A 21,992-nucleotide genomic window follows, 5' to 3' on the forward strand; every position below is an offset into this window, starting at 1 on the left:
GATCAAGGTGTAATCAGCCGTGCCGGGATCAAGCCACGTAAGGCATTGCCGCAGTAAAGCTGGCCATGCTGCAGATCCGCCACCGTCAGCACGGCCTCCTGTGCCCGACCATCGGCCAGCAGCGTCTCGCGCAAGACGCCTGGCAGCAACCCGCTGCGCGACGGCGGCGTCAGCAGGCGACCATCGCGGCGCAGGAAGATGTTGGTGATCGTGCCCTCGCACAGCTCCCCGTCGGCGTTCCTCAGCAACCCTTCGTCGATGCCGGGGGGCAGCGCCGCGCGGGCGGCGTCATAGATCGGTCGATGCGATGTCTTAATCCGCAACCATGGGTCGCCCGCCTCAAGGCGCATGTCCGACAGGACCACCCGCCAGACCGCCGGGTTCGGCGGCAACGGCGCTTGGGTCAGGGCGACCTGCCCCGCCTGATCGACCGACAGCCGCGCCCGAACAACCGCACCACCCGGCAGCCCCGCCAACGCCGCCGTGACGCTGTCTTCGTCCAGCGCGATGCCGGTGGCTGCGCAGCCGCGGCGCAGACGTGCCAAGTGGCGCGGCCACAGGGGAATACGGCCGTCCGCCTCGGCACGCATGGTCTCGAAGACGGTCAGACCGTCGGGGACCGGCCCAAGAATGCGGCCTTGCACAGTGCTTCCTCCCATTCGGACCCGGCTTGGCTGTCATGCACGATGCCGCCGCCGACATTCAGGCGCAACATTCCCGGCGTTTCCACCCAAGGGGACCGGATCGCCACGCTGAATCGCATAGGCCCCGCCGGATCGACCCATCCGATAGCCCCGCAATAGACCTCGCGCGCGGCGCCCTCGAGATCGGCGATGATCTGCATCGACCTGACCTTGGGCGCTCCGGTGATCGACCCGCAGGGAAACAGCGCCGCCAGGATCTGTGCCAGCCCCGCGTCGGGCGCCAGCTGACCCTGCACCGTCGACACCATCTGATGCACGGTGGCATAGGTCTCGACATGGAACAGCTGCGGGACGCGAACGGTGCCGGGCAGGCAGATGCGGCTGATGTCATTGCGCAACAGATCGACGATCATCAGGTTCTCGGCCCGGTTCTTGGCCGATCCATGCAGCGCCTGCGCGGCTTGCGCGTCATTTGCCGGGGTGTCGCCGCGTGCGGCCGTGCCCTTCATCGGGCGGGTGGTGATACCCCTGTCGGCATCGACGGCAAAGAACAGTTCGGGCGAGCGCGACAGGACGACCGGCCCACCCAGATCGACAAAGGCCCCCTCGCCCACCGGCTGCCGGGCGGCCAGCGCGGCATAGATCGCCAAGGGATCGCCCTCGACCTCGGCCTGCAGTGGGAATGTCAGGTTGATCTGATAGGTGTCGCCTGATTCGATCAGCCCGTGCACGGCCGCGATGGCCGCGTCATAGCGCGCGCGATCCCACAGGGGGCGCACCGCGCCGATGGCGACGCCGTCGGGCGACGGCAGGGGATCCGCCGGGTGCGGGCCGTCAAAGACCCCCATCAGGATCAGCGGCATCTGCCGGTCCGCCGGCATCAGCCCGGCCAGCCGTGGGATCAGCGCGTGACCCAGTTCATAGGACAGATACCCCGCCAGCCAGCAACCCCGCTCGGTCGCCGCCTGCATCGCGGCCAGGGCCGGACCCACGCCCGCCGCGCTGTCCGCCCGGATGATCGCCTGCGGGGCGCGGAACAGCGTGCCATCGCCCAGGGGCCCGGTGTCGAACCGGATCTGCCCGCCCGTCACGTGGCGGCCTTTTTCGCGGCGGCGCGGCCTTCCTTGATCTTGGCCGCCAGATCGCGCGCCACGGCAAAGGCGCCCTTGATGCGTTCGCCGTCGGTGGCAAAGTCGCGCATCAGCACGACCTTGTTGTCGGTGACCTTGGCGGTACCGCGTTCGTCGGACAGGAAATCGACCAGCCCGGCGGGGTTGGGGAACTTGTCCTGATGGAACTGGACCGTGATGCCCTTGGGGCCCACGTCCAGCTTGGCGATGTTGGCGCGCTTTGCCATCGCCTTGATGCGGATCACCAGCAGCAGGGTGTTGACCTCGCGCGGCAGCGGGCCGAAGCGGTCGATCAGTTCCGCCGCAAAGCCCTCCAGCTCGACCTTGGTCGTCAGGTCGGCCAGGCGTCGATACAGACCCAGCCGCACGTCCAGATCGGGGATATAGCTGTCGGGAATGGTCACCGGCACACCCAGGTTCAGCTGCGGCGCCCATTCGTCCTCGGGCGTGCCCTCCAGCTCCCCGGATTTCAGCTTGGCGATCGTCTCCTCCAGCATGGCCTGGTACAGCTCGAACCCGACCTCCTTGATGTGGCCCGACTGCTCCTCTCCCAGAAGGTTGCCGGCGCCGCGCAGGTCAAGGTCCTGGGACGCCAGGTTGAAGCCCGCGCCCAGGCCGTCGATGTTGCCCAGGAACTTCAGCCGCCGCATGGCCTGCGGCGTCAGCGGCGCACGCGGCTTGGTGGTCAGGTACGCATAGGCCCGCGCCTTGGAACGACCCACGCGACCGCGGATCTGGTACAGCTGCGACAGGCCGAACATGTCGGCGCGCCAGACGATCATCGTGTTCGCGGTCGGGATATCCAGCCCCGATTCGACGATGGTCGTCGCCAGCAGCACATCGTGGCTGCCGTCGTAGAAGGCGTTCATGCGGCTGTCCAGATCGCCCGCCGCCAGCTGGCCATGCGCCACGATATAGGACAGCTCGGGCATGTTCTCGGTCAGCCAGTGCTCGATCTCGGGCAGGTCGGTCAGGCGGGGCACGACAAAGAACGACTGCCCGCCGCGATACTTCTCGCGCAGCAGCGCCTCGCGGATGGTGACGGTGTCGAATTCGCTGACATAGGTGCGGATCGCCAGGCGGTCGACCGGCGGCGTGCCGATCACCGACAGGTCGCGCACCCCCGTCAGCGACAGCTGCAGCGTGCGCGGAATGGGCGTCGCGGTCAGGGTCAGCACGTGGATGTCGCTGCGCAGCTCCTTGAGCCGCTCCTTGTGGCCGACGCCGAAATGCTGCTCCTCGTCGATGATGAGCAGGCCCAGGTTCTTGAACCGCACGCCCTTGGCCAGCACTGCATGAGTGCCCACGACGATGTCCACGCTGCCGTCCGACAGGCCGGTGCGGGTGGCCGACGCGTCCTTGGCACTGACAAAGCGCGACAGCGGGCGGACGGTGATGGCGGTGCCGCGAAACCGTTCGACGAAGCTGCGGTAGTGCTGGCGGGCCAGCAGGGTCGTGGGGGCCACGACGGCGACCTGCATCCCCTGGCTGGCCGCGATGAAGGCCGCGCGCATGGCGACCTCGGTCTTGCCGAAGCCCACGTCGCCCACGATCAGGCGGTCCATCGGGCGGCCGATGGCCAGATCGCCGGCCACGTCCTCGATGGCGGACAGCTGGTCGTCGGTCTCGCTGTAGGGGAAGCGCGCGGCAAAGGCCTGCCAGTCGTGGTCGTCGGGCTCCAGCACCGGGGCGGGACGCAGCAGGCGTTCGGCGGCGACGCGCATCAGCTTGTCGGCGATCAGCTTGATGCGTTCCTTCAGCTTGGCCTTGCGGGCCTGCCAGGCTCCGCCGCCAAGCCGGTCCAGCAGGCCCTCCTCGTGGCCGTACCGCGACAGCAGCTCGATGTTCTCGACCGGCACGAACAGCCGGTCGCCGCCTGCATATTCCAGCGCCACGCAGTCATGCGGCACCTTCATCGCCATGATCGTCTCGATGCCGGTGTATCGGCCGATGCCGTGTTCGACATGCACGACCAGATCGCCCGGCGACAGGGTCTGGGTGTCCTTCAGGAAGTTGTCGGCCTTGCGCCGCTTCTTGGCGCCACGGATCAGCCGGTCGCCCAGCACATCCTGTTCCGAGATCACCGCCAGCCGCCCCAAGGCGCTGCCGTCGGCCACGAAACCCTCGTCCAGGGGCCAGACGGTCAGGCCGATGCTGCCCGGCTGGTCCGGCAGGTCGCGGATGTCCGCGATGGGCTTGGCCCCGGCCAGCCCCTCGTCCGTCAGAAGACCGGACAGGCGTTCGCGTGCACCGTCGGAAAAGCTGGCGATGATGACGCGGTGGGTGCGCGCCAGCGCCTTGACGTGATCGGCAAGCGCGCCGAACAGGTTGATCTGCTCGGCTTGGCGTTCGGGGGCAAAGTTGCGCCCCTGGCGGCCGCCCGCGTCCAGCACGCCCGGCCCGGGCGGCTGCTGCAGAACCGACAGGCGCAGCACCCGGTGCGGGGCCAGCCAGGCGTCCCATTCGGCATCGGTCGGAAACATCGCGTCGGGCGGCACGGGCTTATAGACCGTGTCGGCCCGCCCCTTGGCGGCCATCGCGGCGCGACGCGCCTCGAACTGTTCGCGGATCATCGTGCGGCGGGCGTCGATCACCTGGCCGATGTGATCGTCCAGCACCACCGACGCGCCGGGGGCATAGTCGAACAGGCTCTCCATCCGGACGTGAAACCACGGCAGCCAATGTTCCATGCCGGCCGTCTTGCGGCCCGCGCTGACGCTTTCGTACAGCGGGTCGCTGGTCCCGCCGCCGTACTCGGTGCGATAGCTTTGGCGGAACCGGGTGATCGAGGGCTCGTCCAGGATGACCTCGGACATCGGCGCCAGCTCGATCCGGTCCAGCTTTTCGGTGGTGCGCTGCGTGTCGGGATCGAACCGCCGCGCGCCGTCCAGCACGTCGCCGAACAAGTCCATGCGGATCGGGCCGGTGGTGCCGGGGGGATAGATGTCGATGATGCCGCCGCGGATCGCGTAATCGCCCGGGTCGGTCACGGTCGCGGTCTGCGCGAACCCCATGCGCACCAGGAACTCGCGCAGGGCGACCTCGTCGATGCGGTCGCCCACGCGCGCGATGAAGGCGGTGCCGCGGACCAGATCGCGGGCCGGCACCCGCTGCAGCACGGCGTTCAGCGTGGTCAGCAGGACGAACGGTCCCTTGATGCGCCCCTGCGCCAGCCCCGCCAGCGTCGCCATGCGCGCGGCCTGAACCTCGGGCGCCGGAGAGATGCGGTCATAGGGCGTCGTGTCCCAGGCCGGGAAATCCAGCACCGGCAGATGCGGTGCCATGAAGGTCAGCGCCTGGCGCATTGCCTCCATGCGGCGGTCGTCGCGGGCCACGTGGATCACGGGCGCGCCACGGTTCTCGGGTCGCGCCGCCTCGCGCGCGATCAGCGCGGCGTCATAGCCTTCGGGCGCACCGGACAGGATCAGCTTGTCGGACATGGATGCTGACCTAAGCGGCTGCGCGGGGAAGTCAAGCGGGTCAGAAGCCCACAGGATGCAGGACCGTCCACAATGCCCCCCACAAGGCCGTCACCGCGACCGCGATCATCGACAGGATCGTCACGAACCGCTTGTGCCAGACCATCGCGCGGGCCGCATCGCCCGCCGCCTGCGACACGGGGGCGCCCCCCTCCTGCGCGGCATGGACCAGCGGCACCAGACGCCGTGCCAGGCGCACGCGCATCCAGAACAGCACCCAGAACGGCAGCAGCAGCAGCGTCAGCGCCTGCGCCATCTCCAGCCAGAAGACGAAACCCAGCACCGCCAGCGAGGTCATCAGGAAACTGGTGACGCCCAGAAAGGCCGCCCCCTCGCGCGGGCGCAGCTGCCAGCGGGGCAGGATCAGCGACAGCCAGTCCAGCAGCGTGATGACCGCCGGTCCCTGCGCATCGTCCCCCGCCAGCGACGCCCGGGCGCGGGCCAGCACCTCGGTCGGGATGCCCAGCACGCTGCGGCCGGCGACCGACCACATGCCGATCAGCACAAGCCAGAACCAGATCGTCGAAAAGGACCGGCTGCCCAGAAGCCCGATCAGGTTGTCGAATTGCGGCACGGGCAGTTCCTTGTCCTTGTCTGCGCGCGACCTTAGAACGGGTTTCAACCAAGGAAAAGCGGCACGGTTGCCCCACCCCAGACAGGAGGCCCCCATGGCCAGTCCCATCATCGCCCCCTTCCCCGCCGGCCGCCTGCGCCGGCTGCGCCGCAACGCCAACATCCGCGCGATGGTGTCGGAACGGAACCTGACCCCCGCCAACCTGATCTGGCCGATCTTCGTGACCGAGGTCGCCGGCGCCGAGGGCGAGATCGCCTCGATGCCCGGGGTCGAACGCCTGACCCTGGACGGCGCGCGGCGGGCGGCGGAGCGGGCAGCGCGGCTGAACATCCCCGCGATCTGCATCTTTCCCCATTCCGACCAGGCCAGCCGCACCGACGACTGCGCCCGCGCATGGGATCCCGACAATATCGGCAACCTGGCCATCCGCGCGGTCAAGGAGGAGGTCCCCGACCTGGTCGTGATGACCGACATCGCACTGGACCCCTATAACGCCAACGGCCATGACGGGCTGGTCCGGGACGGAGAGATCCTGAACGACGAGACCATCGAGGCGCTGGTGCGCATGGCGCTGGTCCAGGCCGATTGCGGCGCGGACATCCTGGGGCCAAGCGACATGATGGACGGGCGCATCGCCGCCCTGCGCGCCGCCCTGGAACGCCATGACCACAAGAACGTCGCGATCCTGTCCTATGCCGCGAAATTCGCCAGCGCGTTCTACGGGCCGTTCCGCGACGCGGTGGGCGCGTCGGGCCGGCTGGTGGGCGACAAGAAGACCTATCAGATCAACCCCGCCAACCGCGGCGAGGCGATCCGCTGCGTCGCGCGCGACCTGGCCGAGGGCGCGGACATGGTCATGGTGAAACCCGGCATGCCCTATCTGGACATCTGCCGGGCCGTGAAGGACGAATTCGGCGCGCCCACCTTCGCCTATCAGGTCAGCGGCGAATACGCGATGATCGAGGGGGCGATCCGCAACGGCTGGCTGTCGCGCGACGCGATGGTGGAAAGCCTGCTGGGCTTCCGCCGCGCGGGCTGCGACGGGGTGCTTAGCTACTTTGCGCCGACGGTGGCCGAAATGCTGGCATGACGCCGGTGGCTGGCGTATCTTGCGCGCCAACGGGCCGAGACGAGCCCCGCACCCCGACACGAGGCGACACATGACCCACCCGATCCACCTGTCCCGTCGCAACCTGCTGCTGACCGGGGGCGCGGCCCTGCTGGCCGCCGGCTGCAGCAACGCGGTCGGCAGCGACGCGGCCGCCCAGCTGGATGCGCGCGTCGACCAGACGCACCAGTATCTGGTGACCACCTATCCCGCATCCCAACCCCTGCTGCAGAACGCCCGCGGCGTGCTGTACATGCCCCTGATGACCGAGGCCGCGCTTGGCTTCGGCGGCGCCTATGGCCAGGGCGCGCTGCGGATCGGCGGGCAGACCGTCGACTATTACTCGGCCACCCGCGCGACCGTCGGGCTTCAGGCGGGTGCGCAGCAATACGCGCATGTGCTGATCTTCCAGGACGAACAGGCGCTGACCGCGTTCCGCGCGGCACCGGGCTGGACCGCGGGTGCCGGGGCCTATTACGCGCTGCCGTCGGGCGGCATGGCGGTGGGTGCCGATACGTTCAGCGCCCAGTTCCCGGTCGTGGCGATGATCTTCGGCCAGTCGGGCCTGATCGCCGGTGCGGCGATCGAGGGGACGAAATACACCCGCGTCATCCCCTCGGCCCTGCCCAACGTCCAGTTCGGCAATCTGGGCCTGCCGCCGATGGGCGTGCAGGGCTAGGACCGCGACAACAGCGCCCCGCGGTCATCGGCCAGCCCGATGACCATCGCGGCCTCGAACCCGCCCTCGACCTGCGTGACCTCGGCATAGGCGCCCTGCCCCGCGCGGCGCGCGATGCCGTCCTGATCGTTGAAGATCCGCCCCCGCGTGCTGTCGCGGGCGTAATCGGGCAGCTGGTCGAAGACCGCACGGCTGAAGCGGTCGGGAAAGAAGATCTGACCGGTCAGCAGGTCGCGTCCCCCCAGCAGCACCTTGAAATGCACATGCGCCGTGCGGCCCTGATACCATCCAGGCCAGATCGTGCGGAACGCCGCCCGCCCGGCCTGGTTGGTCACCTGCGCGCCGCGCAGAAAGGTCTCTCCGCTCAGGTCGCCCTGCTGCTGGCCGGGATAGCCGCTGTAGTTGCCCTGCGCGTCGCAATGCCAGACATCCACCCGCGCGCCCTGGATGGGCCGGCAGGCCGCATCCACCACCTGCAACCGCAGCGCCAGCGGATAGCCCGCACGCCCGTCGCGGATGTCGCCGCGCATCAGGCGCGGATCGAAGTAGAACGGCCCCTGCGTCGTCGCCGGAGTCACCTGGCAGACGTTCGCGGCGATCAGCCGGGCGGCACGGGCATCCTGGGCCAGCGCCTGCCCCACCGCCCCGATGCCCAGCACGGACGGCGCGGCGATGGCCAGGCTTCGCAACAGCTGACGGCGGTCGATCATCGGGCATCTCCTGTGGTCGGGATGCCATGATGCCCGGCGGGGCGCGCGGGCAAAGTCACATTGCCGTCAGGCGCCCTCGGTCGAGGTCAGGTGCCGCAGGCCGTGCGTCACGTCGGCCCGCACCGCCAGGCGCAGCGCGGGCTCGTCGCCGGCGCGCAGCGCGGCCAGGATCATGCGGTGATGGCGCGGCGGTTCGTTGCGCCGCACACGACCATAAAGCGCGCGCATCGTCGGTCCCAGCTGCAGCCAGATCGTCTCCAGCATGGCCAGCATCGCGGGAGCCTGCGCCCGCAGATACAGCATGCGGTGAAAATCCAGGTTGCAGCGGATATAACCCACGGCATCGTGGCGCTCGACGGCATCCGCGATCCGTCCGTTCATCACCGCCAGACGGTCGATCAGCGCGAAATGCGCCCGCGGCAGGGCGCGGGCCGCCAGCTCGGGCTCGATCAGCGCGCGCAGGGCGGCCAGTTCCTCGATCCGGTCGTCGGACAGGGCCGGTGTGGCCACGCGTCCCGATCCCGACAGCGTCAGCGCGCCTTCGGCGACCAGGCGGCGCACGGCCTCGCGCGCGGGGGTCATCGACAGGTTGTGATCGCGCGCGATGCCGCGCAGCGTCAGCGCCTTGCCCGGCGGCAGTTCCCCCAGCATGATCTGGCTGCGCAGGCTGCGATACAGGCGTTCATGGGCGGTGGGGTCGGTCGGGCTCATGGCCATGATGTGATCACAAATCCGGGCTGCGTCAATCGCGGAACCGCCACAGCATCAGATCGCCCCCCTGCGCGCGCAGCCACGCCCGATGCGGGGCATGACCGGGCATCAGCGTCTCGACCTGGGCCCAGAACCGGGCCGAATGATCCATATGCGCCAGATGCGCGACCTCGTGCGCCGCGACATAGTCCAGCACGACCGGCGGCGCCATCGCCAGGCGCCACGAGAACATCAGCCGCCCGTCATGGGTACAGCTGCCCCACCGGGACCGCGTGTCGCGCAGGGCGATGGCGGCATAAGGCCGCCCCAGTGCCTCCGCGAACCGGTCGCAGGCCACCCGCAGGCGCAGCATCGCCAGATGCTTCAGCCAGGCGGCCGCAACGGAGCCCGCCGGGCGTCCTTCGGGGATCAGCAGGCGGTCGTCCTGAACCTGGGCGCGCCGCACCGGCGCCGGTGTCAGGATCAGCGCCCGCCCCTCGACCGGCAGGGCCGCGCCGGGCACCGCAGCCTGTCGCAGGGGCAGCCGGCCCACCGCCGCGCGCAGCCAGTCCCGGCGCGACCGCGCGAAATCCTGCCCCTCGGCCAGGGGTACCCCCACGGGCAGGGTCAGCACCGCGCCCGACCCGTCGCGGGGCACGCGCAGGGTCATCCGCCGTGCGCGCGACGACCGCCGCAGACGCACCGCCAGCCCCTCTTCGATGATGATCCGCTGATCGCCGCTTGCCATGCCCGCCTTGGCCTGCCAGATAAAGCCTTTGACACCCCTTGGCCTCTGTGGCAGGGGATCACCCGATTTCCCCTAATCGCGGCTGAAGGAGAATACCATGCCCAAAGAGGAATGGGGCACCAAACGCCTGTGCCCGCATTGCGCCACCCGCTTTTACGACCTGAAGGCAGATCCGATGACCTGCCCGGCCTGCGGGAACACGTTCACGGTGACCAGCCTGACCGATGGTCGCGGCAAGACGCTGGTGACCGAGAAGACGGCCGCGGCGAACGATGACGACGAACTCGTCGACGACGAAGAGGATATCGCCGACGACGCGGGCGAGATCGACGACGACCTGCTGGAAGAGGACGACGACGACGGCGACGTGTCGCTGGACGACATCGCCGATGTCGCGGGCGACGAAGAGGAATAAGACCCAAGGCCGCGCCCGAAATGGCGCGGCCTTCTTCGTTGCGGCGCACCAATGCGGAGCGCCGCACAGGCCTGCCGGGACAATTTCCGGAAACTGCACGGCACCGCCGATTTTCCGCTTGCACCCCGCCGCGCCCCCTCCTATAGACCCCACACGCGGCGGCGCAGACGCGCTTCGCGGACCTCACGGTGGGGCCATAGCTCAGTTGGTAGAGCGCTTGAATGGCATTCAAGAGGTCAGGGGTTCGATTCCCCTTGGCTCCACCATTAGACTTTCCATGACATTTCAGACAGCTGATCCGACCCGCAAGGCCGACCTGTCTAGACGTCGATCTCGAAGCCTGGCAGCCAGCGGTGCAGCATCGTCCCCGGCAGGTGAACGGCCGGGCGCGACAGCGTCGTGCGCAACAGGCCGCGGCGGGCCGGATGGGCATTCCCCTCGACCCGCATGTTCTGGCGCTGCATCGCATAGCGCACGCCAATAACCGGCCCGTCGATGGTCAGGTGCAGATCATGGCCGTCAAGGGCCAGCGCGGTGATCATGCCGCCGCCGGTGACCTCGACGCCCAGAAACGCGTCGATGCCCCGGCCGCCATAGGGCGAGGCCTGATGGCCCGCCAGGGCTTCGTCCGGGCGCAGGGCAAAGCGCAACGTGATCCGGTCGCCCTGACGCCGTGCGGTCGGGCGCGGGATCGTCCAGCCGCGCCCTGCCATGGTTTCTTGCAGGGCCCATGCCGCCAGCTCTCCCATGATGCGGGAATGATGCAGGTCCGGGTGCACGCGGTCGGACAGGGCCGAGGGATAGATCGGCCCCACAATCACGGCATCGTCGCGCCCGGCCACGAAGGCCAGCTGATCGGCGGCGGCATGGTTCGTGTCGCTGCCGTGATGCGACTGGTCCGACCCCGCGGTCTGCATCAACAGGATTATCTTTCGCGCGGCGGGGTAAAGATCGTCCAGCCGGGCCCGGATGCGGTTCCAGTGCGCCTGCAAGGCGTTCAGATACACACCCGGCGCGGCCTGGCGGTCGGCTTCTCCCCGGATCCAGAAATAGACGACCGTCTCTGGCGCGCTCCCCTCCCGCAGATATGCAAGGTGCGTGCCGTCGATGATCATGTCCATGTTGTGACGGACCAACCCGTCGGGGTCCTCCAACAGCGCGATCGACTGACCGGCGACGGGATTTCCGGAGATGCTGATCGGCGCGAAACGCTGAACGTCCTCTGCCTCATCCCCGTGTCCAACCAGGGCCTGCGCCATTGGCAGGGCCGGCGGAACCGGCTTGGATATCCTGACACGCGTGAACTCGGCCTCAGACAGCGCAACAGGACCGCTGCGCTTCTGCAAGCCCTGCAGCTCAATGATGCGATGCTCGGGCCCGGTGTGGATTCCGCTCAGCATTTGCACATTCAGACGGGCGATGTCAGCCAGCGCAAGCTTGTCGACAGCGGGGACATCGGGACCAAGGGCCAAGGATTGGCCATTGAAATGAATCTGCAACGGTGATCCGCTCACCGCTTCGTCTGCGCCGCCGCGGCGGGACGAAAGCCAGTCGCGCAGTGTACCGATATCGGTTTCGTTCAGAACCTGAAGCGTCAGATCATGAAGTGTCACGGCGGCCTTGGTACCGGCGTGAATCTGTCGAATCTGCAACAGCGGCATTGCATCGAAGGCTGCGGCCTCTTCGATCAGTCCATCGTCATGACAGGTCAGCAGATGGCCGGACGCGGTAAATACAAAGCAGACCGTCCGGCGCGTGTTCAGCTTGCTTGCGAAATCAACCCGGGCGGTCCCGACCCTCGCAACCCAACGGGTTCCCATATCGCGGAACGACAAACTCAGCCCGCTCTGATCGATCAATGACAGCAGGGTGCCGTGCGGAGATGGCTCTTTCTGTGAAAAGCATATTTCGACCAGAATGGCCTCTGCCTGCAGCAACGCCGTCGCAGGCAGGACGCATCGCAGGCTGGTGCCCCGGACAATAACGATCCCATCCGGCCCGGCGGACAGAACCGTGCCGGGCGGATGCGCCCTGAGCGAAAGGTCGCGCTAGCCCCGCAGCGTGACCGCGGCGACCTGACTGTCCGGGGTGTCAGGCAGCGTCAGGACCATGGGCGCGGGCACCGATGCGCCATCCGACCCCGGGGTCGAGCCGTCGGACACGTTGCTGCCGGTCATCGGGCCGGCGACACCCGGCTGGACCTGCCCGATGCCGAGAGATCATGGCCCCTCATGCCGAGACCTTGGCCGTTCTTCTGGCGTGACGTTCCAGATTTTCGTCCAACGGGTTGAAGGCCTGTCCGTGCAGGTCGGCGATTCGCTGCAGATCCGCGTCGCGCTGGCTGTCGGTCAGTGCCGGCCATGGCGTGTCGCCGCTAATCATGCCGCGATCGCGCAGCATCCGCCAAGTCCGCGGAAAGTCCATCTCGCCAAACGACCCACGTCCGGGGCGCAGCGCGCCGCCCTGAACCCAGTCGCGTTCCAAGGTGTTGATCTCGAACGCGGTCATGCCGGTGAAGGTCTGCAGCTGGCGGACGAAGCCGGGTGCAAAGTCCATGCTGCGCCGGGTCAGGATCGCCACCCGCTGCGCGGCATTGCCGACATAGGCCATCATGTGCAGCGGAGAGCAGTCGACCGTGATGATGTCCCGCGCCGCCTTGTAATGCGCGATCTGGACCGCGGCCGGGTGCTTTTGCGGATGGAACATCTGATAGCCTTCCTGGGCCAGATACCCTTCCAGCAAGCTTTCGGCGATCAGGCCGCCGCGCTGCGCGGGCAGCAGGCTGCGCGAGACATAGATCCGTTCGGGCCCCGCCGGGTCGATCCCCGCGCCGGCATGCGCGCCGACAAAGTCGCGGAACTTGGCGCTGCCGACGGTCAGATCGCCCATGCCGACGCCTTGGCGCGGCACGTGCAGACGCTCGACCCGGGTGGGCGTGGTGATGCAGCGGACCGGCACATCCAGTCCAAGCGAATCCATCAGCGGCCGCAGGGCCTTGAGCATCGGTTCCAGGTTGGCCGAGCTTTGCTTGGGCGTGAACAGCACGCCATCGATCTGGCCCCGCAGCGCGTCCAGCGCCCATGCACGGGCAAAGCTTTCGGTGATGAAATGGCCGAAATGACCGTACAGCGTTCCCCCGAACATCCAGCAGCCGGACAGGGTTTCGACCGTGTCGGGCATGGCGGGCGCAGCGTTCACGGGCTCCCGGCTGTTCGACCAGCTGATCGAGTTTTCGACCATCCGCCCGTCGGGTGTCAGAACGCCCGACGCCTGCTGGCGGCCCCGCCCGTCAACGGGCGGTGGCACCAGGATCGCGTCCTGAACAAGAACCAGATCGTCGGGGGCTTCGAGGTCGAACATCGTCAAACGCTCCGATGGCTGCAAATCTTCGGGATGAAATGGTACATGATGCTTCAACTTAGGAGAGAACGGTACAGGACCGCAACGATCCGGTCCAGCCGCTACACGCCCCGGCCACGCTCAAATGCAGCAAATGCCGTTCGGACGGACGGGATGACCGCCGCAATCCACCCCGGCGGCATTCCCGTCCGGCGCGCCGTGGTGTCGTGGCCCTATCGGGCGGTGGCGCGGCTGAACACGGCGTTCGGATAGGCCTGATCGGCGATCCGGAACGCCGTGGTGCCGACCCTGTCGAACCCGCTCCCTTCATAGAAGGCGATCGCCGGGGCGTTCTCGACATTCGTGGTCAGCCAGACCGAACCGGCGCCCTTGCCCGCCGCATGGTCCAATCCCTGGTGGAGAAGCGCCCGACCAAGACCGCGGCCTTGGTGCCGCGGCTGGACATAGAGGGTGGATATCTCGGTCGTGGAGCAGCCAGCGACGGGCGCCGCCTTTCCGCTGCTGATGCGGATGAACGCGTCCGGCCCGTCGTCGTTCTGAGAGACGATGACATGTTCGTCCGGGTCGCCGATCACCGTGGCCAGCCTTGCGGGTGTGAACTGTGTCAGGGCGTAGGTGGCAAAAGCGTCGCTGACGCCGCGACGGATGTATGTGCCCAGCCAGACCTCGATCGAGATGGCGGCAAGCATCGGGGCATCAGAAGGTTCGGCCAGGCGAAATCTCATGCCATCGCCTTTGATCGGGACGTTGCGTGCGGGCCCACCGGCAACCAGGTCATACGCCGCAAATCCGGCAGGATACCGGCACCGCAGATGGCCGCGTTCCGATGGTTGGTCGGGTGCGATCAGTCATGGCCGCCGGCCTGGAACAGGCTTTCGGCGGACGCGTCCGGGGCGGGATCGCTGTCCATCGTATCCTCGGCGGACAGGATGTGGACCTGCATCATGCGTTCGGCCCAGTGCGGCTTGCGGGCGGCGATGGCGGCGGCGATCTCCAGGTGATGCTGGGCCGAACGGCGCCGCTGCTGGGGCGTGAAGCGGCGGAAGGTGCGCGTGACCAGCGCCACGTCGACCGTCGCGCGGATCAGGTGCATCAGCCTGGGGGACTGCGTCGCCTCGGCGATCAGCGCGTGGAACCGGGCGTTTTCCTGGTCGATGCCGGCGATCAGGGCCTCGCTGTCCTCGGCGACCTGCGCCAGCGCCTGCATGCGGTGGGCGGAGGCGGTCAGCGCCTCGATCTGGGCGGGCGTCGCGCGTTCGGCGGCCTTGGCGGCGGCATAGGATTCCAGCCGCAACCGCAGTTCGAAGATCTCGCGGACCTCGTCGGCGTCGGGGACCACGCACCACAGCCCCTGCCCCTTGCGACGCTCCAGCAGTCCCTCCAGCAGCAGGCGCTTGATCGCCTCGCGGATGGGCGTGCGCGAGATGCCCAGGTCCTCGGCCAGCCCGACCTCGGTCACCTTGCGGTCGGACGGCAGGCGTCGCTCCAGGATCGCCTGGCGCAGTTCGCGATAGGCCCGCCTGGACGCACTTTCCGCTGATTCCGGCTGCATCTCGAACCCTTCCGCCACGTGCTGCTGGGGGGCAGTTCATCATCTGGTCGGGGGCATTACAATCCCCGGCAATGAGTGCAGGAAAGCCGGAATGCTTCACTGGAACCGTAGAAAATCATTTTTAAGTCTAAAAAATGGATACAAATTTCAGGCCGCACGGATTAAACCTGTCATGAACGCATCAGGGAGGGATGGCGATGACAGGGATAGCACCGTTCGGGCCGCTGCAGGGCCTGCGGGTCGTCGAGATGGGGCAGCTTTTGGCGGGACCGTTCGTCGGCAGCCGCTGCGCCGATTTCGGGGCCGAGGTCATCAAGGTCGAGGCGCCGGGCAGCGGCGATCCGATCCGCAGCTGGGGCCGCCTGCAGCACGAGGGCAAGACGCTGTGGTGGCCGATCATGGCACGCAACAAGAAATCGGTCTCGATCAACCTGCGTGCCGCCGAGGGGCAGGAGCTGGCGCGGTCGCTGATCGCGCAGGCCGATGTCCTGATCGAGAACTTCAAGCCCGGCACCCTGGAACGGTGGGGCATGAGCCCGGAGCAGCTGCACGCCCTGAACCCCGGGCTGGTGATCGTGCGAGTCTCGGGCTTTGGCCAGACCGGCCCCTATGCGGCGCGACCCGGCTTTGCGTCGGTGGGCGAGGCGATGTCGGGCCTGCGCTATATCAACGGCTATCCGGACATGCCGCCGCCGCGCTATGGCATCTCGCTTGGTGATACGCTGACGGCGCTGTTCGCGTTCGAGGGGATGATGATGGCGCTGTATCACCGCGACCGGAACGGCGGGCGCGGCCAGGTGGTGGACGCGGCCATCACCGAAAGCTGCTTTGCAATGCTGGAAAGCACGGTCACGGAATATTCCAAGGCCGGAGAGGTCCGCCAGCCGTCCGGCACCGGGCTTGCCAAGATCGCGCCGTCGAACATCTATCCGGCCAGGGACGGCACCTATGTGGTGATCGCGGCCAATGTGGATGCGATGTTCCGCCGTCTGACGCAGGCGATGGGCCAGCCGCATCTGGCGGACGATCCGCGCTTCGTGACCCATATCGCGCGGGGCGAGAACGCGGAGCTGCTGGATTCGATGATCGCGACCTGGTCCGCGTCGCTGGACGTGGCCGACCTGACCGCGCGGCTGGAACAGTTCGGCGTGGTCTTCGGCCCGATCAACTCGATCGCCGAGGTGGTCCAGGACCCGCACTTCCGCGAACGCGGCATGGTGCGTGACCATCACGACGATGACTTCGGCACGATCACCGTCCCCGGCGTCTTCCCGGTCCTGTCCGAGACGCCCGGCGACATCGCCTGGCTGGGCCCGCAGCAGGTGGGCGCGCACAACGCCGAGATCTATGCCCGGATCGGCCTTGGCGAGGAGACGATCGAGGATCTCAAGGCGCGGGGCGTGATATGAGCGTCACGATCTGCGAGGTCGGCCCGCGCGACGGGCTGCAGAACCTGCCGCGCCTGTTCTCGGTCCAGGAACGGGCGCATCTGATCGCCGAACTGGCGGCCGCGGGGCTGCGCCAGATCGAAGCCGTCAGCATGGTGAACCCGGCCCGCGTCCCGCAGATGGCTGATGCCGAGGCGGTGCTGGCCGCGCTGCCGCCCCTGCCGGCGGTCCAGCTGTCGGCCCTGGTCCTGAACCGCAGGGGGGCCGAACGGGCCCTGGCGACCGGGGTGCGCGAACTGCGCTTTGCGGTCGTCGCGTCGGACACGTTCTGCCGGCGCAACCAGAACATGGGCAGCGACGACAGCCTCGCGGCCTTTGCCGCCGTGGCGCCGATGGTCGGCCAGGCCGGGCGGCAGCTGACCGGCGTGATCGCCACCGCCTATGGCTGCCCGTTCGAGGGAGAGATCGCGCCCGCGCGGATCGCGCAGATGGCAGAGGCGCTGCGCGCGGCGGGCGCCGACCGGATCGTGCTGGCCGACACGATCGGCGTCGCCGCCCCCCGCGACATCGCGCGGGTCCATGACGCCTGCCGCGACGCGCTGGACGGCCTTGCCTGGGGCGTGCACCTGCACAACACGCGCAACACCGGATATGCCAACCTGATGACGGCGCTGGAACGCGGCGCCGGCATCATCGATGCGTCCATCGGGGGGCTTGGCGGCTGTCCCTTCGCGCCCCGCGCCACCGGCAACATCGCGACCGAGGACGTGCATTACCTGCTGCACCGCGAGGGGATCGACACCGGCCTGGATCACGACCGGCTGGCCCTGCTGGTGGAGTGGCTGGCCGAACGCGTGCCGGACAAGATCACCGGCCAGCTGGCCCGCGCAGGCTGGTTCGGCGCCTGACCTGCATCGGCGCCCGGCCGTCCGGCCGGGCGCCGATCACTACAGCCCCGGTATCGCCAGGACGATCTGCGGGAACAGCGCGATCAGGAACACCGACCCCAGCATGATCGCGACAAAGGGCAGCGCGCCCTTGGCCACCACCGACAATGGCGCGCGGTCCAGCGACTGGATCACGAACAGGTTCAGCCCAACCGGCGGGGTGATCAGCGCGACCTCGATCAGCAGCACGAAGAAGATGCCGAACCAGATCGGATCGATGCCAAGCGCGATCACCGTCGGCATCAGCACCGGCACCATGATCAGCAGCATCGACATGCTCTCCAGGAAGAAGCCGATGAAGATCAGCATGACCGCGATCAGCAGCAGCGCCAGCGTCGCCGTGTTGAAGTAGTCCTCGAACAGCCAGGCCAGTTGCGCGGGCAGCTGATAGAGGGTGATCGCCTGGCCGAAGATCTTGGCGCCGATGACGATCAGGAAGATGACCGTCGTCGTCTTGACCGTGTCGCGCACCGCGCCCAGGAACACCGCACGGCTAAGCCGCCCGCCCGCCGCCAGGATCAGCAACGCGACGGACGCGCCGATGCCCGAGGCCTCGGTCGGGGTGAAGATCCCGCCATAGATGCCGCCCAGGATCGTGCCCGCCAGCAGCAGCGTCGGCAGGGCGCGCCGCGTCGCGGCCAGGCGTTCGGGCCAGGTCGCGCGCGGCATCGCCTGATGGGTGCCCTGAATCGCCGATGCGATGACCACATAGACGCCGAACAGCACGATCAGCAGGATGCCCGGACCGACGCCGGCCAGAAACAGCTGACCGATGCTTTGTTCGGTGATCGCGCCATAGATGATCAGCGGGACCGAGGGCGGGATGATGATCCCCAGCGTGCCGCCCGCGGCCATCAGGCCCAATGTCAGGCTGCGCGAATAGCCGCGCTTGACCATCTCGGGGATGGCAACGGTGCCGACGGTCGCGGCCGTGGTGATCGAGCTTCCCGAAATGGCCGAGAAGACCCCGCAGGACAGCAGCGCCGCGATGCCCAGGCCGCCGGGCCAATGCCCGACCCAGCTCTGCATCGCGACGAACAGGTCGCGCCCGATCCCCCCGCGCAGCAGCAGGTTCGACATCAGCAGGAACAGCGGGATGGCCAGCAGCACGAAATCGTTGATGCCGCCGAACAGCGTGCTGGCGACCATCGACAGCGGCAACCCGTCGATGGCCAACAGCCCCGCACCCAGGATGCCCAGCGTGAAGGCCACCGGAATGCCGGTCATCAGCAGCGCGAGAAGCGCGCCGAAGATCAGGAACGGGGTCATCGTCCGGCCTCCCCAGGGGCGTTGTGCGACAGCTCCTGTTCGGCGCTGCTGGCGAAATCGGGGGCGGGACGGCCCGGCAGCCGGATCAGGTCCGCCAGCGCCTGCAAGGCCAGGATCGCAAAGCCAAGGATGATCGGCAGTTCGGCGATCCATGTCGGCATCCGCAGCATTGATGGCTGGCGCCGTCCGAAGGCGATCGAATCCAGCATCGACCCCGTAGCGACCCACAGAACAAAGATCGAGAACCCCAGAATCGCCACAAGGCTCAGCGCCTCGGCCGCCTTGCGGCCTGCGGGGGGCAGTTGCCCGATGACGGCGGTGATGCGGATCATGTGCCCGTCGCGCAGGCAATAGCCCATCGCCAGGAAGGTCAGCCAGATCATCACCGTGGTCGCGACGTCCGATGTCCAATGCGTGGGGGCGCGAAAGACATAGCGCGCCACCACCTCATAGGTCAGCAGCATCGTCATGGCGACGATGCCCACCTCGGACAGGCGCGCCGCGATCAGCGACAGCCCGTCCGCCAGGCGCAGCGCGCCACGGGATGCAGTCATGCCCCTGCCCTCAGCGCAGCGCGTCCAGCGCCGTCAGAAGCTGGTCTCCCGCCTCGCCCGCCTCCTGGCGGAACTGCTCGACCGCGGGGCGGGTGGCCTCCTGCCAGACGGCGATCTGCTCGGGCGTCAGTTCGGTGACGGTCGCATGGCCGTTCTCGGCCAGCCACTGCGCGGCCTCGACATTCTCGGCCTCGGTCTCGGCGCGCATCTTCTCCTCGGCGCGGATGGCGGCCTCGGTTATCCAGCCCTGCTCCTGTTCGGACATGCTGTCCCACAGGGCCGGGTTGATGACCGCGATGAATTCGGCCAGGCCGTGGCTGGTCATGGTGACATGATCCATCACCTCATAAAGCGCGCGCGACTTGACCGCGGTGGTCCCGCTCATCCCGATATCGACCAGGCCGCGCTGATAGGCCACGAACTGCTCGGCGCCGCCGACGACCACCGCCGACCCGCCCACGGCCTCGATCAGATCGCCGGTCGGCTTGCCGGTCGCACGCACCATCTTGCCGCGCATGTCATCCGGAGAGACGACCGGCGCGCCCTTGGACAGCATTTGCACGGGACCGTAGTCCTGCCACCACAGCACCTTGGACCCGGCCTCCAGCAGCAGGTTGTCAAAGGTCGTGCGGAACGCGCCCTCACGGTCGGCGGCGCGCGCCAGGATCTGATAGTCCGGGAACATGAACGCGACCGAGAAGATGCCGGCTGCCGGGACGGACCCCGCATATTCGTCGGCCAGCACGATGCCCATGTCGATCGCGCCGCTGGAGATCGCCTGCGGCACCTCCTGCCCCTTGAACAGCGACGCGCTGTCAAAGACGCGCACGGTCATCTCGCCGCCGGAAATCTCGTTCAGCTGTTCGGCGAAATAATGGGTGTTCGCGCCGACGGGGTGGTTGGCACCGACCTGGACGGTCATGCGCAAGGTCCGTTCGGCCGATGCATCCCCGGCCATCAGGCACATCGCGCCGCTCATGACGGCAGCCGCTATCGCGTGTTTCATCACTTCCTCCCTGATATTCCCGGCCCCTCGCCGTGATCCGGCCGCTCCTCCCCGAGCGCCGGCGCCTTCAGATAATGCATACAATATTTTTGCTGTAAAGCGGCGCAGACGATCTGGTATCGCCGTTAAACGTGCAGAAAGGGCATCGACGAAAAATAGTATCGGCCACCCAACTCGCCTTGCACACAATTTCCGTCAAAGGTTCGTCCCTTGACCGGTGGCCCCAATGCTTTGAGCAATGCCACCTTTCCGGCATCCAAAGCAGAGTCAATCGACCGCGACCGGTGCGAACCCGATTGCCGTCATGGGCGCGATGGTGTCGTATCGGCGGCGAAACGATCAGGGACCTACAATGCGACCATATCTTGCCGCCTTTCTTGCGCTCATGACGGTCACGGCCTGCGCGGTCGGCTCCGGCGCGGTGGTGCAGGGTGCCGGCCCCGACGACCTTCTCAAGCTGCGCGAGGGGCCGGGGCTGAACCACAGGATCATCATCGGCCTGCCCGACGGCACGCGCCTGACGCGCCAGAACTGCGTGACCACCGACGGCAAGGTCTGGTGCAGGGTCATGCTTGCCGACCGGCCCAGCGTCTCGGGCTATGTGGCGGCAGAATACCTGGCGCATCGCTGACGGCGGTCAGTCCGCCGGGCGCCCCTCGCGCACGCCGGACTGGGCGATGATCTCGGACACCAGGTGTTCCCGGCGATAGGCCATGACATGCACGCCGCTGACGCCCGCAATCGCGCGGATCTGCTGGATCAGCTCGATGCACAGGCGCTTGCCCTCCTCGCCGGGATCGGCGGCCCGCTCCATCCGGGCGATCACCGCGTCCGGGATATGGACACCGGGAACGTTGCTGCGCATCCAGCGGGCGGCCCTGGCCGAGGCCAGCGGGCCGACCCCGGCCAGGATGAACACCCGCCGGTTCAGGCCCAGGTCGCGGACCCGCGCCATGAAGCGCGCGAAGGTCGGGACGTCGAAGATATAGTTCGTCTGGATGAAGTCCGCGCCCGCCTCGACCTTCTTGGCCAAGCGGTCGGGACGCCAGTCCAACGGCGCGATGCAGGGGTTCTCGGCCGCGCCCAGGAACATGCGCGGCGGGCTGGTGATGCGGCGGCCCGACAGGAACATGCCATCGTCGCGCATCGTCCGGATGGTGCGCAGCAGCGAGATCGAATCTAGATCGAAGACCGGTCGCGCGCCGGGCTGATCGCCCACCCCCACCCCGTCGCCGGTCAGGCACAGCACGTTGCGCACCCCCATCGCCGCCGCCCCCAGCACGTCCCCCTGGATCGCGATGCGGTTCCGGTCGCGGCAGGATATCTGATAGACCGTCCCGATCCCCGCCCGCGTCAGCAGGGCCGAGATGCCGATCGACGACATGTGGCAGTTGGCCCCCGACGCATCCGTCGCGTTGATCGCGTCGGCGACCCGGGCCAGCGGGCGCGCGGCGGCAAAGACATCCGCGGGGTCTGCGCTGTCGGGCGGGTTCAGTTCGGCGGTGACCGCGAAATGACCCTGGCGCAGCACCCGCTCCAACCGGCTGCCCGACACATGGCCGGGCGGCGGCGGGTCATAGGACGGCTGCCAGCGGTCGAAATCGACGGACGGAATGTCGGTCATCGGCGCGGCCCCCGGTCGGCCGGTCGCGGCTCGACCGCCAGGGGCGCGGCCGCTGGTTCATGGGCGCGGGCCTGCGGAAAGGCGCGGGCGATGGTGCCGCGGGGGGCGTCGGACG

General features: G+C 68.0%; 22 protein-coding genes and 1 tRNA gene. 7 read left to right on the forward strand and 16 right to left on the reverse strand.

Annotation, left to right across the window (positions count from 1 at the left end):
- Positions 1-2: 2 nt before the first annotated feature.
- From TW83_RS11730 to TW83_RS11745, 4 genes are read right to left on the reverse strand one after another with little or no spacing between them, the layout of a single operon-like run.
- Positions 3-644, reverse strand: a complete 642-nt coding sequence (locus tag TW83_RS11730; RefSeq protein WP_239441330.1) for an aminotransferase class IV family protein — start codon at positions 642-644, stop codon at positions 3-5.
- Positions 605-1,735 carry an aminodeoxychorismate synthase component I gene (locus TW83_RS11735; RefSeq protein WP_045982963.1) on the reverse strand — a complete coding sequence of 377 codons (1,131 nt, stop codon included), beginning with the start codon at positions 1,733-1,735 and terminating at the stop codon, positions 605-607. The genes TW83_RS11730 and TW83_RS11735 overlap by 40 nt, the downstream gene beginning before the upstream one ends.
- A complete protein-coding gene (gene mfd / locus TW83_RS11740; RefSeq protein ID WP_045982964.1) occupies positions 1,732-5,214 on the reverse strand; it encodes a transcription-repair coupling factor in 3,483 nt (1,160 codons plus the stop codon). The genes TW83_RS11735 and mfd overlap by 4 nt, the downstream gene beginning before the upstream one ends.
- Before the next feature lie 40 nt (positions 5,215-5,254).
- Positions 5,255-5,827, reverse strand: coding sequence for a hypothetical protein (locus TW83_RS11745; protein ID WP_045982981.1), 573 nt, complete (start codon positions 5,825-5,827; stop codon positions 5,255-5,257).
- A gap of 94 nt (positions 5,828-5,921) precedes the next feature.
- Between TW83_RS11745 and hemB the strand changes: the two genes are divergently transcribed.
- Together hemB and TW83_RS11755 are read left to right on the forward strand one after the other, a co-directional pair.
- Entirely contained in the window at positions 5,922-6,917 is a 996-nt protein-coding gene (hemB, locus tag TW83_RS11750) for a porphobilinogen synthase (RefSeq protein ID WP_045982965.1), read from the forward strand.
- A 70-nt stretch (positions 6,918-6,987) separates the two neighbouring features.
- Positions 6,988-7,614 (forward strand): YSC84-related protein, encoded by a 627-nt coding sequence (locus TW83_RS11755; RefSeq protein WP_045982966.1) that lies wholly within the window; start codon positions 6,988-6,990, stop codon positions 7,612-7,614.
- On the opposite strand, the gene TW83_RS11760 is transcribed toward TW83_RS11755, so the two are convergent.
- The 3 genes from TW83_RS11760 to TW83_RS11770 form a co-directional block, all read right to left on the reverse strand.
- On the reverse strand, positions 7,611-8,324 hold the full coding sequence (locus TW83_RS11760) for an intradiol ring-cleavage dioxygenase (RefSeq protein WP_045982967.1): 714 nt from the start codon (positions 8,322-8,324) through the stop codon (positions 7,611-7,613). The two genes, TW83_RS11755 and TW83_RS11760, sit on opposite strands and share 4 nt — an antisense overlap.
- A gap of 66 nt (positions 8,325-8,390) precedes the next feature.
- Complete coding sequence (locus TW83_RS11765; protein ID WP_084693866.1) at positions 8,391-9,035, reverse strand: GntR family transcriptional regulator; 645 nt, start codon at positions 9,033-9,035, stop codon at positions 8,391-8,393.
- A 31-nt stretch (positions 9,036-9,066) separates the two neighbouring features.
- Positions 9,067-9,762, reverse strand: coding sequence for a SprT family zinc-dependent metalloprotease (locus TW83_RS11770; RefSeq protein WP_045982969.1), 696 nt, complete (start codon positions 9,760-9,762; stop codon positions 9,067-9,069).
- Positions 9,763-9,859: 97 nt separating this feature from the next.
- Here TW83_RS11770 and TW83_RS11775 point away from each other — a divergent pair, with 97 nt between their 5' ends.
- Entirely contained in the window at positions 9,860-10,177 is a 318-nt protein-coding gene (locus TW83_RS11775) for an FYDLN acid domain-containing protein (protein ID WP_045982970.1), read from the forward strand.
- A 190-nt stretch (positions 10,178-10,367) separates the two neighbouring features.
- Positions 10,368-10,443, forward strand: a tRNA-Ala gene (locus TW83_RS11780).
- A 54-nt stretch (positions 10,444-10,497) separates the two neighbouring features.
- Here the strand turns inward: TW83_RS11780 and TW83_RS11785 are convergent.
- From TW83_RS11785 to TW83_RS11800, 5 genes are all read right to left on the reverse strand, one after another.
- A complete protein-coding gene (locus TW83_RS11785; protein ID WP_157001519.1) occupies positions 10,498-12,114 on the reverse strand; it encodes a hypothetical protein in 1,617 nt (538 codons plus the stop codon).
- A gap of 111 nt (positions 12,115-12,225) precedes the next feature.
- The gene (locus TW83_RS22255) at positions 12,226-12,354 is read right to left on the reverse strand and encodes a hypothetical protein (RefSeq protein WP_255352789.1); all 129 of its coding nucleotides are present in this window, start codon (positions 12,352-12,354) and stop codon (positions 12,226-12,228) included.
- Between the two features lie 52 nt (positions 12,355-12,406).
- Entirely contained in the window at positions 12,407-13,537 is a 1,131-nt protein-coding gene (locus TW83_RS11790; protein ID WP_052714852.1) for a glycosyltransferase 61 family protein, read from the reverse strand.
- A gap of 212 nt (positions 13,538-13,749) precedes the next feature.
- Positions 13,750-14,262 (reverse strand): GNAT family N-acetyltransferase, encoded by a 513-nt coding sequence (locus TW83_RS11795; protein ID WP_045982972.1) that lies wholly within the window; start codon positions 14,260-14,262, stop codon positions 13,750-13,752.
- Positions 14,263-14,381: 119 nt separating this feature from the next.
- Positions 14,382-15,089 carry a GntR family transcriptional regulator gene (locus tag TW83_RS11800; RefSeq protein WP_045982973.1) on the reverse strand — a complete coding sequence of 236 codons (708 nt, stop codon included), beginning with the start codon at positions 15,087-15,089 and terminating at the stop codon, positions 14,382-14,384.
- A 197-nt stretch (positions 15,090-15,286) separates the two neighbouring features.
- On the opposite strand from TW83_RS11800, the gene TW83_RS11805 reads away from it, so the two are divergent.
- Together TW83_RS11805 and TW83_RS11810 are read left to right on the forward strand one after the other, a co-directional pair.
- Positions 15,287-16,498, forward strand: coding sequence for a CaiB/BaiF CoA-transferase family protein (locus TW83_RS11805; protein WP_045982983.1), 1,212 nt, complete (start codon positions 15,287-15,289; stop codon positions 16,496-16,498).
- Positions 16,495-17,385: a hydroxymethylglutaryl-CoA lyase gene (locus TW83_RS11810; protein WP_045982974.1), complete on the forward strand. Its 891-nt coding sequence runs from the start codon at positions 16,495-16,497 to the stop codon at positions 17,383-17,385. Before TW83_RS11805 ends, TW83_RS11810 begins: the two co-directional genes overlap by 4 nt.
- A 39-nt stretch (positions 17,386-17,424) precedes the next feature.
- On the opposite strand, the gene TW83_RS11815 is transcribed toward TW83_RS11810, so the two are convergent.
- From TW83_RS11815 to dctP, 3 genes are read right to left on the reverse strand one after another with little or no spacing between them, the layout of a single operon-like run.
- Positions 17,425-18,693 (reverse strand): TRAP transporter large permease, encoded by a 1,269-nt coding sequence (locus tag TW83_RS11815; RefSeq protein ID WP_045982975.1) that lies wholly within the window; start codon positions 18,691-18,693, stop codon positions 17,425-17,427.
- Positions 18,690-19,247, reverse strand: a complete 558-nt coding sequence (locus tag TW83_RS11820) for a TRAP transporter small permease (protein ID WP_045982976.1) — start codon at positions 19,245-19,247, stop codon at positions 18,690-18,692. Before TW83_RS11820 ends, TW83_RS11815 begins: the two co-directional genes overlap by 4 nt.
- A 10-nt stretch (positions 19,248-19,257) precedes the next feature.
- On the reverse strand, positions 19,258-20,253 hold the full coding sequence (gene dctP, locus TW83_RS11825) for a TRAP transporter substrate-binding protein DctP (RefSeq protein ID WP_045982977.1): 996 nt from the start codon (positions 20,251-20,253) through the stop codon (positions 19,258-19,260).
- A 352-nt stretch (positions 20,254-20,605) separates the two neighbouring features.
- Here dctP and TW83_RS11830 point away from each other — a divergent pair, with 352 nt between their 5' ends.
- Positions 20,606-20,884, forward strand: a complete 279-nt coding sequence (locus tag TW83_RS11830) for an SH3 domain-containing protein (RefSeq protein WP_045982978.1) — start codon at positions 20,606-20,608, stop codon at positions 20,882-20,884.
- Positions 20,885-20,890: 6 nt separating this feature from the next.
- On the opposite strand, the gene TW83_RS11835 is transcribed toward TW83_RS11830, so the two are convergent.
- On the reverse strand, positions 20,891-21,877 hold the full coding sequence (locus TW83_RS11835; protein WP_045982979.1) for a methylenetetrahydrofolate reductase: 987 nt from the start codon (positions 21,875-21,877) through the stop codon (positions 20,891-20,893).
- Positions 21,878-21,992: the final 115 nt, after the last annotated feature.

This window comes from Paracoccus sp. S4493 (assembly GCF_000967735.1).
GTDB lineage: Bacteria > Pseudomonadota > Alphaproteobacteria > Rhodobacterales > Rhodobacteraceae > Paracoccus > Paracoccus marcusii.

What these genes read in the sequence shown, in the direction of transcription:
- TW83_RS11765 (WP_084693866.1), bottom strand. Translation starts at nt 9,035, where the DNA reads ATGAGCCCGACCGACCCCACCGCCCATGAACGCCTGTATCGCAGCCTG.
- TW83_RS11810 (WP_045982974.1), top strand. Translation starts at nt 16,495, where the DNA reads ATGAGCGTCACGATCTGCGAGGTCGGCCCGCGCGACGGGCTGCAGAAC.
- TW83_RS11835 (WP_045982979.1), bottom strand. Translation starts at nt 21,877, where the DNA reads ATGACCGACATTCCGTCCGTCGATTTCGACCGCTGGCAGCCGTCCTAT.
- TW83_RS11775 (WP_045982970.1), top strand. Translation starts at nt 9,860, where the DNA reads ATGCCCAAAGAGGAATGGGGCACCAAACGCCTGTGCCCGCATTGCGCC.
- TW83_RS22255 (WP_255352789.1), bottom strand. Translation starts at nt 12,354, where the DNA reads ATGACCGGCAGCAACGTGTCCGACGGCTCGACCCCGGGGTCGGATGGC.
- TW83_RS11820 (WP_045982976.1), bottom strand. Translation starts at nt 19,247, where the DNA reads ATGACTGCATCCCGTGGCGCGCTGCGCCTGGCGGACGGGCTGTCGCTG.
- TW83_RS11755 (WP_045982966.1), top strand. Translation starts at nt 6,988, where the DNA reads ATGACCCACCCGATCCACCTGTCCCGTCGCAACCTGCTGCTGACCGGG.
- TW83_RS11790 (WP_052714852.1), bottom strand. Translation starts at nt 13,537, where the DNA reads ATGTTCGACCTCGAAGCCCCCGACGATCTGGTTCTTGTTCAGGACGCG.
- TW83_RS11795 (WP_045982972.1), bottom strand. Translation starts at nt 14,262, where the DNA reads ATGAGATTTCGCCTGGCCGAACCTTCTGATGCCCCGATGCTTGCCGCC.
- TW83_RS11770 (WP_045982969.1), bottom strand. Translation starts at nt 9,762, where the DNA reads ATGGCAAGCGGCGATCAGCGGATCATCATCGAAGAGGGGCTGGCGGTG.
- dctP (WP_045982977.1), bottom strand. Translation starts at nt 20,253, where the DNA reads ATGAAACACGCGATAGCGGCTGCCGTCATGAGCGGCGCGATGTGCCTG.
- TW83_RS11830 (WP_045982978.1), top strand. Translation starts at nt 20,606, where the DNA reads ATGCGACCATATCTTGCCGCCTTTCTTGCGCTCATGACGGTCACGGCC.
- TW83_RS11815 (WP_045982975.1), bottom strand. Translation starts at nt 18,693, where the DNA reads ATGACCCCGTTCCTGATCTTCGGCGCGCTTCTCGCGCTGCTGATGACC.
- mfd (WP_045982964.1), bottom strand. Translation starts at nt 5,214, where the DNA reads ATGTCCGACAAGCTGATCCTGTCCGGTGCGCCCGAAGGCTATGACGCC.
- TW83_RS11800 (WP_045982973.1), bottom strand. Translation starts at nt 15,089, where the DNA reads ATGCAGCCGGAATCAGCGGAAAGTGCGTCCAGGCGGGCCTATCGCGAA.
- hemB (WP_045982965.1), top strand. Translation starts at nt 5,922, where the DNA reads ATGGCCAGTCCCATCATCGCCCCCTTCCCCGCCGGCCGCCTGCGCCGG.
- TW83_RS11760 (WP_045982967.1), bottom strand. Translation starts at nt 8,324, where the DNA reads ATGATCGACCGCCGTCAGCTGTTGCGAAGCCTGGCCATCGCCGCGCCG.
- TW83_RS11805 (WP_045982983.1), top strand. Translation starts at nt 15,287, where the DNA reads ATGACAGGGATAGCACCGTTCGGGCCGCTGCAGGGCCTGCGGGTCGTC.